This window comes from Serratia sp. D1N4, assembly GCF_054552755.1.
The window spans coordinates 5,256,879-5,273,025 of record NZ_CM137274.1 but is presented as its reverse complement, the minus strand read 5'-3'; the positions used below and the strand labels follow the sequence as shown (position 1 = coordinate 5,273,025).

General features: G+C 54.5%; 14 protein-coding genes. 6 read left to right on the top strand and 8 right to left on the bottom strand.

Going from position 1 to position 16,147, the window contains the following annotated elements; genetic code table 11:
• Nucleotides 1-127: 127 nt before the first annotated feature.
• The 5 genes from typA to fabY all read left to right on the top strand — a co-directional run bounded on the left by typA (nucleotide 128) and on the right by fabY (nucleotide 5,034).
• A complete protein-coding gene (gene typA / locus ACX1CU_RS23730; protein WP_459400615.1) occupies nucleotides 128-1,951 on the top strand; it encodes a ribosome-dependent GTPase TypA in 1,824 nt (607 codons plus the stop codon).
• A 168-nt stretch (nucleotides 1,952-2,119) separates the two neighbouring features.
• Entirely contained in the window at nucleotides 2,120-2,710 is a 591-nt protein-coding gene (gene yihX, locus ACX1CU_RS23725) for a glucose-1-phosphatase (protein ID WP_459400614.1), read from the top strand.
• Nucleotides 2,711-2,759: 49 nt separating this feature from the next.
• Nucleotides 2,760-3,638: a virulence factor BrkB family protein gene (locus tag ACX1CU_RS23720; protein WP_459400613.1), complete on the top strand. Its 879-nt coding sequence runs from the start codon at nucleotides 2,760-2,762 to the stop codon at nucleotides 3,636-3,638.
• The gene (gene dtd, locus ACX1CU_RS23715; RefSeq protein WP_459400612.1) at nucleotides 3,635-4,072 is read left to right on the top strand and encodes a D-aminoacyl-tRNA deacylase; all 438 of its coding nucleotides are present in this window, start codon (nucleotides 3,635-3,637) and stop codon (nucleotides 4,070-4,072) included. Before ACX1CU_RS23720 ends, dtd begins: the two co-directional genes overlap by 4 nt.
• A gap of 23 nt (nucleotides 4,073-4,095) precedes the next feature.
• On the top strand, nucleotides 4,096-5,034 hold the full coding sequence (fabY, locus tag ACX1CU_RS23710) for a fatty acid biosynthesis protein FabY (RefSeq protein ID WP_337263296.1): 939 nt from the start codon (nucleotides 4,096-4,098) through the stop codon (nucleotides 5,032-5,034).
• 300 nt (nucleotides 5,035-5,334) lie between these two features.
• On the opposite strand, the gene ACX1CU_RS23705 is transcribed toward fabY, so the two are convergent.
• Both ACX1CU_RS23705 and ACX1CU_RS23700 read right to left on the bottom strand, forming a co-directional pair.
• Nucleotides 5,335-6,999: an AsmA family protein gene (locus tag ACX1CU_RS23705; protein WP_459400611.1), complete on the bottom strand. Its 1,665-nt coding sequence runs from the start codon at nucleotides 6,997-6,999 to the stop codon at nucleotides 5,335-5,337.
• A gap of 144 nt (nucleotides 7,000-7,143) precedes the next feature.
• Complete coding sequence (locus tag ACX1CU_RS23700) at nucleotides 7,144-8,538, bottom strand: nucleobase:cation symporter-2 family protein (RefSeq protein ID WP_459400610.1); 1,395 nt, start codon at nucleotides 8,536-8,538, stop codon at nucleotides 7,144-7,146.
• Between the two features lie 237 nt (nucleotides 8,539-8,775).
• On the opposite strand from ACX1CU_RS23700, the gene gltS reads away from it, so the two are divergent.
• Entirely contained in the window at nucleotides 8,776-9,978 is a 1,203-nt protein-coding gene (gene gltS, locus ACX1CU_RS23695; RefSeq protein WP_459400609.1) for a sodium/glutamate symporter, read from the top strand.
• Nucleotides 9,979-10,014: 36 nt separating this feature from the next.
• On the opposite strand, the gene recG is transcribed toward gltS, so the two are convergent.
• Genes recG through ACX1CU_RS23665 form a run of 6 tightly spaced genes read right to left on the bottom strand, consistent with a single transcriptional unit; the run spans nucleotide 10,015 to nucleotide 16,116 of the window.
• Nucleotides 10,015-12,096 (bottom strand): ATP-dependent DNA helicase RecG, encoded by a 2,082-nt coding sequence (gene recG / locus ACX1CU_RS23690; protein WP_459402897.1) that lies wholly within the window; start codon nucleotides 12,094-12,096, stop codon nucleotides 10,015-10,017.
• Nucleotides 12,093-12,791 (bottom strand): tRNA (guanosine(18)-2'-O)-methyltransferase TrmH, encoded by a 699-nt coding sequence (gene trmH / locus ACX1CU_RS23685; RefSeq protein WP_459400608.1) that lies wholly within the window; start codon nucleotides 12,789-12,791, stop codon nucleotides 12,093-12,095. Before trmH ends, recG begins: the two co-directional genes overlap by 4 nt.
• 5 nt (nucleotides 12,792-12,796) lie before the next feature.
• On the bottom strand, nucleotides 12,797-14,911 hold the full coding sequence (spoT, locus tag ACX1CU_RS23680) for a bifunctional GTP diphosphokinase/guanosine-3',5'-bis pyrophosphate 3'-pyrophosphohydrolase (protein ID WP_459400607.1): 2,115 nt from the start codon (nucleotides 14,909-14,911) through the stop codon (nucleotides 12,797-12,799).
• 18 nt (nucleotides 14,912-14,929) lie between these two features.
• The gene (gene rpoZ, locus ACX1CU_RS23675) at nucleotides 14,930-15,205 is read right to left on the bottom strand and encodes a DNA-directed RNA polymerase subunit omega (RefSeq protein ID WP_024482945.1); all 276 of its coding nucleotides are present in this window, start codon (nucleotides 15,203-15,205) and stop codon (nucleotides 14,930-14,932) included.
• 54 nt (nucleotides 15,206-15,259) lie between these two features.
• The gene (gmk, locus tag ACX1CU_RS23670) at nucleotides 15,260-15,883 is read right to left on the bottom strand and encodes a guanylate kinase (RefSeq protein WP_459400606.1); all 624 of its coding nucleotides are present in this window, start codon (nucleotides 15,881-15,883) and stop codon (nucleotides 15,260-15,262) included.
• The gene (locus tag ACX1CU_RS23665; RefSeq protein WP_459400605.1) at nucleotides 15,823-16,116 is read right to left on the bottom strand and encodes a hypothetical protein; all 294 of its coding nucleotides are present in this window, start codon (nucleotides 16,114-16,116) and stop codon (nucleotides 15,823-15,825) included. Before ACX1CU_RS23665 ends, gmk begins: the two co-directional genes overlap by 61 nt.
• Nucleotides 16,117-16,147: the final 31 nt, after the last annotated feature.

Below are 16,147 nucleotides of genomic sequence, written 5' to 3'. Positions count from 1 at the left end.
TGCACCGTGAATGAGATCACAAACTGACCTGTACACAGTTGTTTATAAGAGAGTGTTGTGATCTTGTTTAGTACCTCGCTTAATACGTGTACAATAGCGCGCTATTTCTAATGCCTGAGGCAAAGCTGTGATCGAAAATTTGCGTAACATCGCCATTATTGCCCACGTTGACCATGGTAAAACCACCCTGGTTGACAAGTTGCTGCAACAATCCGGTACTTTCGGAGAGCGTACAGAAGCAACTGAACGCGTAATGGACTCCAACGATTTGGAGAAAGAGCGTGGGATTACCATCCTCGCAAAAAACACCGCCATTAATTGGAAAGACTACCGCATCAACATCGTGGATACCCCAGGACACGCCGACTTCGGCGGTGAGGTTGAGCGAGTGATGTCAATGGTCGACTCGGTGCTGCTGGTCGTGGATGCGATGGATGGCCCAATGCCGCAAACCCGTTTCGTGACCAAGAAAGCGTTCGCTAACGGTCTGAAACCGATCGTGGTCATCAACAAGGTTGACCGCCCTGGCGCGCGTCCTGACTGGGTCGTTGATCAGGTCTTCGATCTGTTCGTTAACCTGGACGCCACCGACGAACAGCTCGATTTCCCAATCATCTATGCTTCTGCACTGCTGGGTATCGCAGGTCTCGACCATAACGAGATGGCTGAAGACATGACCCCGCTGTATCAGGCGATCGTTGACCACGTGTCTGCACCGCAGGTTGAGATGGATGCTCCATTCCAGATGCAAATCTCTCAGCTGGACTACAACAACTACGTTGGCGTGATCGGCATCGGCCGTATCAAGCGCGGTAAAGTGAAGCCTAACCAGCAAATCACTGTGGTCGACAGCGAAGGTAAAACCCGTAACGGTAAAATCGGTAAAGTGCTGACCCACATGGGTCTGGAGCGTATCGAAGCCACCGTTGCCGAAGCGGGCGACATCATCGCTATCACCGGTCTGGGTGAACTGAACATCTCCGATACCATCTGTGATGTGAACGCGGTAGAAGCACTGCCTGCGCTGTCGGTTGATGAACCGACCGTAAGCATGTTCTTTAACGTCAACACCTCACCGTTCTGTGGTAAAGAAGGCAAGTATGTGACTTCACGTCAGATCCTTGAGCGCCTGAACAAAGAACTGGTACACAACGTGGCATTGCGCGTTGAAGAAACGGCAGATGCTGATGCATTCCGCGTTTCAGGCCGTGGTGAACTTCACCTGTCGGTACTGATCGAGAACATGCGTCGTGAAGGTTTCGAACTGGCGGTTTCCCGTCCGAAAGTTATCTTCCGCGAAATCGATGGCCGCAAGCAGGAGCCATTCGAAAACGTGACGTTGGACATCGAAGAGCAGCATCAGGGTTCTGTGATGCAGGCGATGGGCGAGCGTAAAGCTGACCTGAAAAACATGGATCCTGATGGTAAGGGCCGTGTGCGTCTGGACTATGTGATCCCAAGCCGTGGTTTGATCGGTTTCCGTAACGAATTCATGACTATGACTTCCGGTACGGGTCTGCTGTACTCCACCTTCAGCCATTATGACGACGTGCGTCAAGGTGAAGTGGGTCAGCGTCAGAACGGCGTGCTGATCTCCAACGGCCAGGGTAAAGCGGTAGCATTCGCCCTGTTCGGTCTGCAAGATCGCGGCAAGCTGTTCCTGGGCCATGGCGCAGAAGTGTATGAAGGCCAGATCATCGGTATTCACTCACGTTCTAACGACCTGACCGTGAACTGCCTGACCGGTAAAAAGCTGACCAACATGCGTGCTTCTGGTACTGACGAAGCAACTACCTTGGTTCCTGCCATCAAGATGTCTCTGGAGCAAGCTCTGGAATTTATCGATGATGACGAACTGGTAGAAGTGACGCCAACCTCGATCCGTATCCGTAAGCGTCACCTGACGGAAAACGATCGTAAGCGTGCAAGCCGCGGTCCTAAAGAAGCTTAATCAGCTGATTTAATCCGCAATGCTTAGGGCGCGTAAAGGCGCCCTGAGTTTTTTCCTCAGTCTTTCCCCCGTTTCTGCGGCGTGTCGTGCGCTTTTCCTCCTTGTTCCCTGTTCAGCCTTAACTTTTCCCGTTACAGTAAAATCTCACTGGCCCATCAGGAGAGGACTATGCTGTATATCTTTGATTTAGGTAATGTGATCGTCGATATCGATTTCAAACGTGTGCTGGGAGTGTGGAGCAATCTGAGCGGTACACCGCTGGCGATATTGACCGATCGTTTCAGCATGGGCGAAGTCTTCCAGCAGCACGAACGCGGTGAAATCAGCGACGAAGATTTTGCCGCTAAACTGTGTGATGAGATGGGGGTTGCGCTCAGTTTCGAACAGTTTGCCACTGGCTGGCAGGCGGTGTTTGTCGCCCTGCGCCCAGAAGTGATCGACATTATGCTTCGCTTGCGCAATGAGGGGCACCGTGTAGTGGTGCTGTCGAATACCAACCGTCTGCACTGCAACTACTGGCCGCAACACTACCCGCAAGTTGCCGAAGCTGCCGATCATATGTACCTGTCGCAAGACATCGGTATGCGTAAACCTGACGCCAATATTTATCAGCATGTGCTGGCTGCGGAAAATACTCCGGCGGATCAGGCGGTGTTTTTTGACGACGTCGCCGCTAACGTGGCGGCGGCTGAAGCGTTGGGGATCAAAGCGGTGCAGGTGACCGATCGGCAGGTTATTCCGGCGTATTTTGCTCAATGACCACTGCGCGTTAAGCTTAAGGCGTAAAGGCCGATCTCAAGGAGTGGATATGTCGTTTTTCCGCCGAAAAAAGCTGCCTGCGTCGCTTAAGCCCGGAGTGACCTTCGGGCGGTTGCTGATGAAGCGTATCGATAGCGATGGCCTGACCATGCTGGCAGGCCATCTGGCCTATGTTTCTCTGCTCTCGCTGGTGCCGTTGGTCACCGTAGTGTTTGCGCTGTTTGCCGCCTTTCCGATGTTTTCGGACATCAGCGTTCAGTTGAAAAGCTTTATTTTTTCTAACTTTATGCCTGCTGCCGGCAACGTGATTCAACAGTACCTCGAGCAGTTTGTCGCCAACTCCAGCAGGATGACGGCGGTAGGGGCCTGCGGTTTGATTATCACCGCGTTATTGTTGATCTCCTCGGTGGATTCCGTGCTGAACACCATTTGGCGCAGCAAAAATAAACGCCCGATCGTGTTTTCCTTTGCCGTTTACTGGATGGTGCTGACATTGGGGCCGCTGTTGGTAGGGGCCAGCATGGCGATCAGCTCTTATCTGCTGTCGCTGAAATGGCTGGCACAGACCGGCGTCAACGACCTGCTCGATGATGTGTTACGCATTTTTCCGCTGCTGCTTTCATGGGTATCCTTCTGGTTGCTGTACAGCATCGTCCCCACCGTGCGGGTACCGCCGAAGGATGCGCTGGTCGGTGCGCTGGTTGCCGGGGTGCTGTTCGAACTGGGCAAGAAGGCTTTTGCGTTTTACGTCACCATGTTCCCGTCTTATCAACTGATCTATGGCGTGTTGGCAGTGATCCCCATTTTATTCCTATGGGTGTATTGGAGCTGGTGTATCGTGTTACTCGGTGCTGAAATCACCGTCACGTTGGGTGAGTATCGTCTTTATCAGCAACAGCAAAAACGGCAGCAGGAAGAGCATTTATGATTGCGTTAATTCAGCGGGTGTTAAACGCCAGCGTGGTGGTTGAAGGTGAAACGCTAGGCAAAATTGGCCCTGGTTTGTTAGTGTTATTGGGCGTTGAGGCGGATGATAACGAACAAAAAGCTGAACGCCTGTGCGAGCGGGTGCTGGGATACCGCATCTTTGGCGATGAGAACGACAAGATGAATCTCAACGTACAGCAGGCCGGTGGCAGCGTGCTGGTGGTGTCGCAGTTTACGCTGGTGGCCGACACCGAGAGAGGCATGCGCCCGAGCTTTTCGCGCGGTGCGGCGCCGATCGATGCCGAGCGTTTGTATCAATATTTTGTTGGCCAGTGCCGTGAGCGCGGTGTGGAAACCCAGACCGGAGAGTTTGCCGCCGACATGAAAGTGTCGCTGGTGAACGATGGGCCGGTGACGTTCTGGCTGCAAGTGTAAGCATGATAAGAGAGAAGGCGTCTATGTATCACCTACGAGTCCCCGTAACAGAACAAGAACTGAAAGCGTATTACCAGTTTCGCTGGGAGATGCTGCGCAAGCCGTTGCATCAGCCAGTGGGTTCGGAAAAGGATGCCTACGACGCCATGGCGCACCATCAGATGGTGGTGGACGAGAATGGCAAGATTGTGGCGATTGGGCGGTTGTATATCAATGCCGACAATGAAGCCGCTATCCGCTTTCTGGCGGTTGACCCTACGGTACAAGACAAAGGCCTGGGTACGCTGGTGGCGATGACCCTGGAGTCGGTCGCGCGTCAGGAAGGGGTAAAGCGGGTGGTGTGTAGCGCGCGTGAAGATGCCGTCGATTTCTTTGCCAAACTTGGGTTTATCAATCAGGGCGAGATCACTGCTCCGCAAACCACCCCCATCCGTCACTACTTGATGATTAAACCGGTAGCAACGCTGGATGATATCCTGCATCGCCCCGATTGGTGCGGGCAGTTGCAACAAGCCTGGTATGAACATATCCCGCTCAGTGAAAAAATGGGCGTGCGCATCAGCCAATATACCGGCCAGCGTTTTGTCACCACTATGCCGGAGGTGGGTAATCAGAACCCGCACCATACGCTGTTTGCCGGTAGCCTGTTTTCGCTGGCGACGCTAACCGCCTGGGGGTTGATCTGGCTGCTGCTGCGCGAGCGCCATCTCGGCGGCACCATTATTCTGGCGGATGCCCACATCCGTTATAGTAAACCGATCACCGGTCGCCCACGAGCGGTGGCGGATCTCAGCTCACTCAGTGGCGATCTTGCCCGTTTGGCCCGTGGCCGCCGGGCGCGCGTGCAGGCGGAAGTCCATTTGTTTGGGGATGAGGATAAAGGGGCAATCTTTGAAGGCACCTATATGGTGCTGCCTGCCGAACCTGATGAACCGTTGGACAAGGGCGGTTCAGAAGCGTAGCCAGCTATACTCGTCATACTTCAAGTTGCATGTGCGTTGGCTACGTTTGCTCACCCCAGTCACATAGTGGTCTATGCTCCTGGGGATTCGCTCACTTGCCGCCTTCCTGCAACTCGAATTATTTAGAGTATAAAGATCAATTGCCGCAATGCTGGTCAGTTAAGCGAAAAACAGCATAAAGATGCAGCAAAGGCTGAAGGTGTGGCCTCCCTCTCCCTGTGGGAGAGGGACGGAGTGAGGGGCTTGTTGTGCAGAGGAGCCTCTCACCTAACAGGTTAGCTTTAACGAACGGTATTGCGCTTATGGCAGCTGTTGCTCCAGCGTTTGCCCTTCTTTGCTGGTCGCCTGTAAGTGGCCCTGTAATGAGGATTTAAACGATTCTTCCCCGTTCAGCATCCCTTTCAACTGCAATTGCAGATTACCATCACCTTCCAACGGCACCTGCTGCCATCCCCACTGCTGTAAGGTGTTTAACGGCACCGAGCGCCCATCAAGAGATAGCGTAAACGGCTTGCCGGGTAACTGGCTGATATTGGCCTTGGCATCCAACAGGCCATCCGGCATAAAGGCGCTCAGTTCGGTAACGTTAATCTGCTGTGTATCGGCATCCAGCGCCAGAGAAGGGCGGCGCACGTCAACTTTGTTGAAGGTGGCATCGCTGCCGTTGAGCTTCAACGAGCCGGACCAGATGCCCCACTGATGATCGTTGGCCAGCAGCAGATTGCTGCCGTAACCATCCAATGCGGTGATCTGGAAAGGGAAATCCGGATTGATGTCGATAATCAGATTACGATTGGTCGTCAGTTTGCCGATATACACTTGCGCCAACCAGCTTGGCAGCGGTTGCAACCATAGCGCCCGCCAATTGTTTGGCAACGTATATTCCAGCGCGGCCATGGCCACTTCATCGAGTTGCAACCGCTTGTCGGCGCGCAGCCAATTACCGGAGGTGCGTAACAGCCCACCCTCCCAACGGGTGGTGAACTGTTGAATGGTAATACCGGCCGGAGAAAGCTGCATATTGATGATCGGATCGACCAGATGGAAACTGCCATGGATGAGATCGCCCGCGTTAAAGCTGAGCGTTCCATCCTGGCTGCTCCAGTCACCCTGTTCGAAGGTGACGTTTTGCAGCGATAAATCGAGATCGTTAATTGCCCACTCTTTCCCTTCCAGGCGTGCATCGATCAAGTCAAAGCGCTTCACCGTAATCGGTGGCAGTGCGGTGACGTGCTCCCAAAGCTGTTCCAACGTCAGCGCGGTTTGCAGGCGTACATTACTCAGGCGCAGGCGCTCTACCAGCCAACTACCGTCTGCGGCCCGGCTGGCCACCCCGGTCAGATCGCCTTGGGCCAAGTCAGCCCCGAAATCGCTCAAGATCAGTTGGTCTTGCTTGATTTCACCTTGCACCAGCACCTGTGAGGCAGGAACACCGTTCAAGACCATCAAACCGGCGCTGAACTGGAACTGGTTGTTTTCACCCAGCACATGGGCAGTGGTCGGCTGCCAAGGAGTGACACCGGCATTCACCTTTTGCGCATTCAACCGCCAGTTTGCCTCGTTGGACTGCAACGCCATATTACTCAGTTGCAGCGTATCGGCCTGTATCGGCAAGGAGATGCCCTGCTGTGATTGTATATTGAGCGTCCCGTCGCGCAGCGTCACGCTGCCGAAGTAACCTGGTTCAGTGATCTGCCGTAGGCTGAAGGCAAAATCCACCTGCTTGGCGGCCAGCACCTGCGGCTGGTTAGCCTGAGCCAAAGTGACCTCTTCCAGCGTGATTTGCCCTGGCTTACTCCATGAATGGGTGATTTTTTCCACCGATAGGCGGTATTCACTGTTATTGCTGATCCAACGGCTCATCCAGCCCGCAGCCCAGCGTGTTTGCCCCAAGACGTATAGCAGCACCACGGCGAGCACCGCCAGCAGTAACAACGTCAGCAACAGTTTTCCGATAAATTTCATCGTCCGAATCCGTAGCGGTCAGAAAAGATACCCTGTTTATGCCGTAATTAGGCCGTCAGCTCAAGTGCAATAGCCTGAAAGACAATAAAAAAACGGCCAATAGCGCTTTGCTACCGGCCGTTTTACCACTTAGGGTCGGATTGGTTATTTTTCCTGCGGGAACAGCAGGTTTAACACAATGGCCGTGATCCCACCGGCGGCGATGCCGGAAGAGAACAGGGTTTTCAGCCAATCCGGTGCAAACTGCAGGATCAGCGGTTGCTGAGAAACGCCCATCCCAACGGCCAACGACAGCGCCATAATCATGATCGCACGGCGGTTCAGGGTCTCGCGGGACACGATACGCACGCCGGAGGCGGCAATGGTGCCGAACATCACGATGGTGGCGCCACCCAGCACCGGTTCTGGGATATGCAGCACGATACCGGCGACCGCAGGGAACAGCCCCAGCACGATCAGCATCAAGGCAACCACGAAACCGACGTAGCGGCTGGCTACGCCAGTCAGTTGGATCACGCCGTTGTTCTGACCGAAGCAGGAGTTCGGGAAAGTGTTGAATACGGCCGACAGCATCGAGTTCAGGCCGTTAGCCAGCACACCGCCTTTGAGCCGCTTCATATATAGCGGGCCGCTGACCGGTTGTTCGGAAACGTCGGAAGTTGCCGTAATGTCACCAATGGTCTCCAACGAGGTCACCATAAAGATCAGCATCAGCGGCAGCAGCAGGTTCCAGTCAAAGCCCAAACCGTAATACAGCGGCGTTGGGATGTTGATCATGGCCGTATTGGTGGCGGGTTGGGTTTCTGGCAGCATGTCCATCGCCCAGGCCAGCAGATAACCCACGGCCATGGCGATCACCAGCGAAGCCACGCGCAGGTAAGGATTGCGCTGGCGGTTAAGCAGAATGATCACCACCAGCACTACGCCAGCCAGCAACAGGTTTTTCGGTGCGCCAAAAGTATGGTCGTTCATGGCTGCGTAGCCACCGCCAATGGACGTCAGACCCACCTGAATCAGCGACAGGCCGATGATCATCACCACAATACCGGATACCAGCGGGGTGATAATGCGGCGCGCCAGATGCAGCACCCTCGAGAGCAGGATTTCAGTACAGGAAGCCACCATCAGTGTGCCGAACAGCGCCGCCATCATGGTTGGCACGTCGGCACCGCCGTTTTTCAACGCCAGCCCGCCCATAATCAGCGGTGAGACAAAGTTAAAGCTGGTACCCTGAATGGATAGCAGACCAGAACCCACCGGGCCCCAGGTTTTGATTTGCAGAATCGAGGCCAAACCTGAAGCAAACAGCGACATGCTGATAATGTGCTGCGTATCCTGCGCGGGCAGGCCAAGTGCCTGGCAGATCAACAGGGCTGGGGTGATCACGGCAACAAACATCGCCAGCAGATGCTGACCGGCGGCAAACAGGGTTTGCGGCAACGGCGGGCGATCTTCCAAGCGATAAATCAGTTCACTGGTGCGTGGAGCGGTTGCTGATGCCTGTTGCGCGGTATCAAGCTCAGCGGATTGGATGGACATGGTGTAGCGTTCCCTGAAGCGGCAAAGAAAGCATTTTAATGATCCGCCTCACAAAAGCAAACGGTTGCGCATTAATATTTTTGCCAAATTTAGCCTTATGAAGGTCACATTTTCGTTCGCTTTTTCTTTTGTTATTAGTCTTTTCCACTAATAATCGACCACTCATCGAGTTAAAAGCCTGACTAAAATTATGGTTTATAATTTATTGTATATCGATTCTGACACGGAGTACCTGAGATGTTCCATCTCGATACCTATGGCACTTTAGTTGCTGCCACGCTGGTTTTGCTCCTTGGGGGCAAATGTGTACGATCCATTCCTTTGTTGAGAAAATATACTATTCCGGCCCCGGTGGCGGGCGGTTTGCTGGTGGCGTTGTTGTTGTTACTGGTGAAAAAAACCGTCGACTGGGAAGTTAGCTTTGATATGTCGCTGAGAGATCCCTTGATGCTGGCTTTTTTTGCCACCATCGGTCTGAATGCTAACCTGGCGCGTTTGCGGGCAGGGGGCAAGGCGCTGTTTGTGTTCGTGTTTGTCGTGCTGGGCCTGCTGGTGGTGCAGAACGCCATTGGTATCGGCATGGCGAAAATACTCGGCTTGAATCCGCTGATGGGGCTGATTGCTGGCTCGATTACGCTTTCTGGCGGCCATGGCACCGGCGCTGCCTGGAGTAAGGTGTTCATCGAACGCTATGGTTTTGAGAATGCGACAGAAGTCGCGATAGCCTGCGCCACCTTTGGTCTGGTGCTGGGTGGGCTGATCGGCGGCCCGGTGGCGCGTTATCTGGTTAAGCACTCTTCAACCCCGGAAGGAAACCCGGAAGACAGCGTGCAGCCAAGCGGTTTTGAAAAGCCGGAAAGTGGCCGCCTAATCACCTCGCTGGTGATGGTCGAAACCATTGCCATGATCGCTATCTGCCTGAGCCTCGGGAAATTTATTTTCGGGTTACTGAATGGTAGCTCCTTCGAACTGCCCACGTTTGTCTGCGTGCTGTTTGTGGGGGTGATCCTCAGCAACACGCTGTCGGCTACCGGTTTTTATACGGTGTTTGAGCGCGCCGTTTCGGTGTTGGGCAACGTCAGCTTGTCTCTGTTTCTGGCGATGGCGCTGATGAGCCTGCGTTTGTGGGAACTGGCCTCTCTGGCATTACCGATGCTGGCGATTCTGGTGGTACAAGCCTTGGTGATGGCGCTGTATGCGATCTTTGTGACCTATCGCGTGATGGGCAAAAACTATGATGCCGCGGTATTGGCCGCTGGGCACTGTGGTTTTGGTATGGGGGCGACGCCGACGGCGATTGCCAACATGCAGGCGATTACCGATCGTTTTGGCCCTTCGCACCTGTCGTTTCTCGTGGTGCCGATGGTGGGGGCGTTCTTTATTGATATCGCCAATGCCATCGTGATTAAGCTGTATCTGATGTTGCCGATGTTTGGCTAAATGATGTCGCCCTTTCCATGGGGGAGGGCGACAGAATCAGGCGTTGGAGTAGCGGGCGGTTTCAGGCAGCCAGCGCTCAATCAGGGCGTGAGCATGTTGCGGGTAGTGCTGGTGGATATAGCGCGCCGTGCGCTGAACCTCTGGGATCATCGCCTGATCGCGCAACAGATCGGCCACTCTGAACTCTGCGCTGCCGGTTTGGCGCGTACCCAACAGCTCGCCCGGCCCACGGATTTCCAGATCGCGCTGGGCAATCACAAAGCCGTCGTTACTGTCGCGCAGCACCTGCAGGCGTTTTTGCGCCGTTTTGCTGAGCGGGGTTTTATACAGCAGCACGCAGTGAGAGGCGACGGCACCACGGCCAACGCGGCCGCGTAGCTGGTGCAACTGCGCCAATCCGAGCCGCTCCGGGTTCTCGATAATCATCAGGCTGGCATTGGGTACGTCAACGCCCACCTCAATCACTGTGGTTGCGACCAAGAGCTGCAACTCGCCCTGTTTGAAGGCCTGCATCACCGCCTGTTTCTCTTGCGCCTTCATGCGACCATGGACCAGAGCCACCTTCAGCTCCGGCAGGGCGATTTTCAATTCTTCCCAGGTGGCTTCCGCTGCTTGAGCCTCTAGCAGGTCGGACTCTTCAATCAGCGTACAAACCCAATACGCTTGGCGGCTTTCTTCTAAACAGGCGCTTTTTACCCGCTGAATAATATCGGCACGGCGCGTATCAGGGATTGCCACGGTGGTTACCGGCGTGCGCCCCGGCGGCAGTTCGTCGATAACCGAAGTGTCGAGATCGGCATAGGCGGTCATCGCCAGCGTGCGTGGAATTGGCGTGGCGGTCATGATCAACTGATGAGCATGGAACCCTTGCTCTTCGCCTTTTTCCCACAGTGCCAGCCGCTGATGCACGCCAAAGCGGTGTTGTTCATCGATAATCACCAGTGCCAGGCCATTGAATTGCACCTGTTCCTGGAAGATGGCGTGCGTTCCTACCACCATCGATACTTGCCCGCTGGCAATCGCGTCCTGCTGTGCGATGCGTGCTTTGCCCTTTTGTTTCCCCGCCAGCCAGCCCACCTCAATTCCCAGCGGTTCAAACCATTGGCGGAAGTTATTGGCGTGTTGTTCGGCCAGTAACTCAGTGGGGGCCATCAGCGCCACCTGCTTACCGTGGGCGATGGCACGCAGGGCGGCCAGTGCTGCAACCAGAGTTTTGCCTGAACCAACATCCCCTTGCACTAGGCGCATCATCGGGAAACCCTTCTGCATATCGGCTTCGATATCTGCTACTACCCGATTTTGCGCACCGGTAGGGGCAAACGGTAACTGAGCGAGGAAACGCTTTTTCAGCTGGTCGTCCGGCGTGAGTGATAGTGCTTTATAGCTTTGCGCGCCTGCACGTACTGCCAGCATGCTGAGGTTATGCGCCAGTAGCTCTTCCAGAATCAGGCGTTTTTGTGCCGGGTGTTTGCCCTGCTCCAGATCGGCCAGTTGGATATCCGGCGGCGGTCGGTGCAGGGTATGTAGCGCCTGTGGCAGGCTGATTAATCCACCGCTCAGTTCCGCAGGCAGTAATTCGGCGATGGCACAGGTATCCAGCAGTTCTAATGCTTGGTCGGTCAGCTTGCGCAGCGTGGCTTGACGCACGCCTTCGGTGGTGGGATAGACCGGTGTCAGGGCTTCTTGTAGCTCAACTTCACTGCTTTCACCCTGAATACGATATTCAGGATGAATGATTTCGGCGCCGTGAGTGCCGCGTTTGATTTCACCGTAAGCCGTCACGCGGCGACCGGTAGACAGGCTGTTCTTCATCGCCGCGTTGAAATTGAAGAAGCGCATGGTCAGAAGGCCGGTGCCGTCGCTGATCTGGCAGGTTAGCATGCGGCGGCGGCCAAAACTGATATCGCTGCGCAGCACTTCCCCTTCCACCGTGGCAAAAATACCGGGCAGCAGATCGTTGATGGAGTACAGGCGGGTGCGATCTTCGTAACGCAGTGGCAGATGTAACAGCAAATCCTGAATGGTGTTCAGGCCGATTTTGGCTAATTTACCTGCCTGGCTGGCTCCAACCCCGGAAAGTGTTGTAAGAGGGACGGCATCCAGCAGGCGGCCTTTCATCGGCGTACCGTCGTTGCCTGCATGGTTGCCCACCATTCGGCGCTGGCAATCACTTGGCCCTGCTCATCAATATGCGGGCGTGGCAGCCCTTTGCGCTTGGCCACGTTGGCCAGCACCGGATAACCTCCCTCAAACAGCAGGCGTTGTTGCTCTTCTTTATTCAGTGCGCTGTGTTCGCGGCGGTACATGCCAGCGTTTTGCCGCTGACGCTGGGCTTCATACAGGATTAATGCGGCAGCCACAGAAACATTGAGCGATTGCACCATACCGATCATCGGAATAATGATGTCTTGATCGGCCAGCGCCAGCGCTTCTTCGGTGATACCGGTTTTTTCCTGCCCCAGCAGTACACAGGTCGGGCGGGTATAGTCCACTGCGCGAAAATCGACAGCGCGTGCGGAAAGATGGGTGGCCAGGATCTGCATCCCCTGGCTTTTCATCTGTGCCACGGCATCGGCAATGGTCGGGTGGGTTTGGACGTTTACCCAGCTGTTGCTGCCTGCGGCGGAAGAAACCAGCGTGCGCATCCGCGCGGTTGGCCACACGGCATGCACCTGATGCACACCAATGGCATCGGCGGTGCGAATAATCGCGGAGACGTTATGCGGTTTGTGTACCTGCTCCAAGCAGACTGTCAGATCGGGCTGCCGGGTGGACAGCATTTCACAAATCCGTGCATAACGTTCAGGGCTCATAAGCGCTAGTTTCGGTTACGGTTAACTTTGATGACATCCGGCATGATACGGATCTTACGCATAATGTTTGCCAGATGGATGCGATCGCGCGTGGTTAAGCGAATAAAGGCACTGTAGACCCGGCCATCTTTCTCTTCGGTATTCAGGCTTTGAATATTCGATTCGGCCGCATTAATGGCCGCCGTCAGGTTAGCCAATGCTCCCTGATGGTTGAACATATCCACTTTGATTTCAGCAATGAATTCCTGCTCGGTTTCCAGATCCCACTCTACCGCCATGAATTTCTCAGGCTCTTTCTGGTAGCCGCGGATGTTACGGCAGGACTCATGGTGGACCACCAACCCTTTGCCTGGGCTGACGTGGGCAATAATCGGATCGCCCGGAATTGGCCGGCAGCACTTGGCGAAGGTAATCAGAACGCCATCGGCCCCTTTAATGGCCAGATTGCGCACGCCGGAAGAAGCCCCGAGGCTGGAGTGATCGCCCTGCAAATTCTTCGCGATGACCACGCTCATGGTATTGCCGAGGCCGATTTCTGCCAGTAAGTCGTCCAGCGTAGCCAGCTTCATGCGTTCCAGTTCGTGCTGGATGTTTTCCTGCGGTACTTCAGACAGCTTACGGCTGCCACCGAGCGCGTGGTTAAGCAAACGGCGGCCCAGGCTGACAGAGTCGTCACGCTTGAGGTTTTTCAGCATCTGGCGGATTTTAGCGCGGGCTTTTGAGCTGACAACAAAGTTCAGCCAGGCGGCGTTGGGCCGTGCGCCCGGCGCTGTGATGATTTCCACCGTCTGACCACTGGACAGCGATTGTGACAACGGATACGGCTGGCGATCGACGCGTGCGCCTACGCAGGCATGGCCGATATCGGTGTGCACTGCATAAGCAAAGTCGACAGGCGTTGCACCCGCAGGCAGTTCCACGATGCGCCCTTCCGGGGTGAAAACGTAAATCTCATCGGGGAACAGATCGGATTTTACGCTTTCGATAAATTCAAACGAGCTGCCAGCACTTTGTTGTAGCTCAAGCAGGCTCTGCATCCAGCGCTGAGCGCGGATCTGTGCGGTTGTGCCGGTGGTTTCGCCTGGAACCCTTTCTTTATAGGCCCAATGCGCGGCAACCCCCATCTCTGCCATCTGATCCATGTCTTCGGTACGGATCTGCACTTCAACCGGCACGCCGTGCGGGCCGATCAGCGATGTGTGCAGCGATTGATAGCCGTTGGCCTTAGGAATGGCGATGTAGTCTTTCACTCGCCCAGGGCGTGGCTTATACAGGCTATGCGCCTGGCCCAGAACCCGGTAACAGGTGTCGACTTCTTTCACGATCACCCGGAACGCGTAGATATCCATTATTGAATGGAAACGCTGTTCTTTCAGGTGCATCTTGCAGTAGATGGAATAGAGATGCTTTTCCCGCCCGCTGACGCGGCAGGGAATACCCGCTTCGGTTAAACGCCCTTCGATCTCGGAAAGAATCTTCTGGATCATCTCCTTACGGTTACCGCGCGCGGCTTTCACCACGGCTTTAATGACACGATAACGGTTTGGATAGAGCGCCTCGAAGCCCAACTCTTCCAGTTCGATCTTCAGATGATGAATACCTAGCCGGTGGGCTAGCGGGCTGTAAATTTCCAGGGTTTCGCGCGCGATACGCCGCCGTTTGTCGGGGCGTAGCGAACCGAGAGTCCGCATATTGTGGGTGCGGTCAGCCAGCTTGATCAGAACGACGCGGATGTCTTGCACCATTGCCATGATCATTTTGCGGAAGTTTTCCGCCTGCGCTTCTTTCTTATCCTGGAATTTCAGCTTGTCGAGCTTGGATACGCCTTCAACCAGTTCGGCAACGCTTTTGCCAAATAGTTGTTCCATATCCTGATAGGTGGCCGGGGTGTCTTCGATGACGTCGTGCAGCAGGGCTGCCATTAGCGTTTCATAGTCGAGACGCATTTCCGCTAGAATACAGGCCACGGCAACAGGGTGAGTAATGTAGGGCTCACCGCTGGAGCGTGTCTGTCCCTCGTGAGCATCACGTGCAACGAGGTATGCCTGTTTGAGGCGTTTAATCTGCTCCTCAGGCAAGTAACGTTGAATCAGCAGATTCAGGCTTTCAAACAGGTACAAGGCAGACTCACAGTCTAATTAACGACGACCTTCAGCAATTGCGGTAACCGCTTGAATCTCTGCGGCTTCCTGCTCTTGCTGCTCCTGGCGCTCACGCACATCAAGGATCTGGCTGTTGATCAGCCCTTCTTCGATTTCGCGCAGAGCGATAACGGTGTACTTATCATTCTCTTCTGGTACCAGAGCGTCTTTACCACCGGTCTGGATTTGACGCGCCCGACGAGCAGCGACCAACACCAGGTCAAAACGGTTACCAATTTTCTCTACAGCGTCTTGAACAGTTACGCGTGCCATATTTGTGCTACTCCACAGGTGACGAAAAGACTGGGCATAATACTGAAACTGTCTTCAGTCTGCCAATAGTTTGCTGATTAAAGCGTCATGCCGCAGCATTTGTCGGCCCAAACGCAAGCGTTCGGCGCGAATAATGGTTTTCAGATCGGACAGTGCCAGATCGAAATCATCATTCACGATTAAATAATCATACTCCGCGTAGTGCGTCATCTCTGCAACGGCCTGCGCCATGCGCCTGGCGATCACCTCATCAGCGTCTTGCCCGCGGCCCCTCAGGCGGCGACCCAGCTCTTCCTTTGATGGCGGCAGGATAAAGATGCTGCGCGACTGGGGCATTTTGGCACGGATCTGCTGCGCCCCTTGCCAGTCGATATCCAGGAAGACATCGACACCGGTCGATAGCACTTGCTCAATTGCAACACGCGACGTGCCGTAATAGTTGCCAAACACTTCGGCGTGCTCAAGAAACTCATCCCGCTCAATCATATGGCGAAATTCGTCTTTAGAGACGAAGAAATAATGTTCGCCGTGATTCTCACCCGGGCGACTGTCGCGCGTGGTGTGTGAAACCGAAACCTGCGTGTCGTACAGCGGTTGCGTCTTTAACAAAGCCTGAATCAGACTTGATTTCCCTGCGCCGCTAGGTGCAGAGACAATATAAAGCGTGCCTTGAGCCATGATGATGTTCGTTGATAGCGGTTGATAAGCCAGTAACAGCAGATGTGTATTTTCTCCGCACAGTATACACGGCTAAAGCCCGGTATGCAGCGTTGGGTCGCATTTTGGCCGCTGCTTTCTGTTAAAAACAGGGGAAAAAAGCCAATTTGCGCAGCATCTCTGGAAATTTTCGGCGTTTTCAGCAAACGTTCATTCCTTTCTGGAACCACTTTGCATTTTTGATTTTTAGCCATCGCCAATCATTCAGTTTCCGTTTTTACTGCC

Excerpts from the sequence above, each read along its gene's own strand:
- yihX (WP_459400614.1), top strand. The coding sequence starts at position 2,120 with ATGCTGTATATCTTTGATTTAGGTAATGTGATCGTCGATATCGATTTC.
- ACX1CU_RS23720 (WP_459400613.1), top strand. The coding sequence starts at position 2,760 with ATGTCGTTTTTCCGCCGAAAAAAGCTGCCTGCGTCGCTTAAGCCCGGA.
- dtd (WP_459400612.1), top strand. The coding sequence starts at position 3,635 with ATGATTGCGTTAATTCAGCGGGTGTTAAACGCCAGCGTGGTGGTTGAA.
- fabY (WP_337263296.1), top strand. The coding sequence starts at position 4,096 with ATGTATCACCTACGAGTCCCCGTAACAGAACAAGAACTGAAAGCGTAT.
- ACX1CU_RS23705 (WP_459400611.1), bottom strand. The coding sequence starts at position 6,999 with ATGAAATTTATCGGAAAACTGTTGCTGACGTTGTTACTGCTGGCGGTG.
- ACX1CU_RS23700 (WP_459400610.1), bottom strand. The coding sequence starts at position 8,538 with ATGTCCATCCAATCCGCTGAGCTTGATACCGCGCAACAGGCATCAGCA.
- gltS (WP_459400609.1), top strand. The coding sequence starts at position 8,776 with ATGTTCCATCTCGATACCTATGGCACTTTAGTTGCTGCCACGCTGGTT.
- recG (WP_459402897.1), bottom strand. The coding sequence starts at position 12,096 with ATGAAAGGCCGCCTGCTGGATGCCGTCCCTCTTACAACACTTTCCGGG.
- trmH (WP_459400608.1), bottom strand. The coding sequence starts at position 12,791 with ATGAGCCCTGAACGTTATGCACGGATTTGTGAAATGCTGTCCACCCGG.
- rpoZ (WP_024482945.1), bottom strand. The coding sequence starts at position 15,205 with ATGGCACGCGTAACTGTTCAAGACGCTGTAGAGAAAATTGGTAACCGT.
- gmk (WP_459400606.1), bottom strand. The coding sequence starts at position 15,883 with ATGGCTCAAGGCACGCTTTATATTGTCTCTGCACCTAGCGGCGCAGGG.
- ACX1CU_RS23665 (WP_459400605.1), bottom strand. The coding sequence starts at position 16,116 with ATGGCTAAAAATCAAAAATGCAAAGTGGTTCCAGAAAGGAATGAACGT.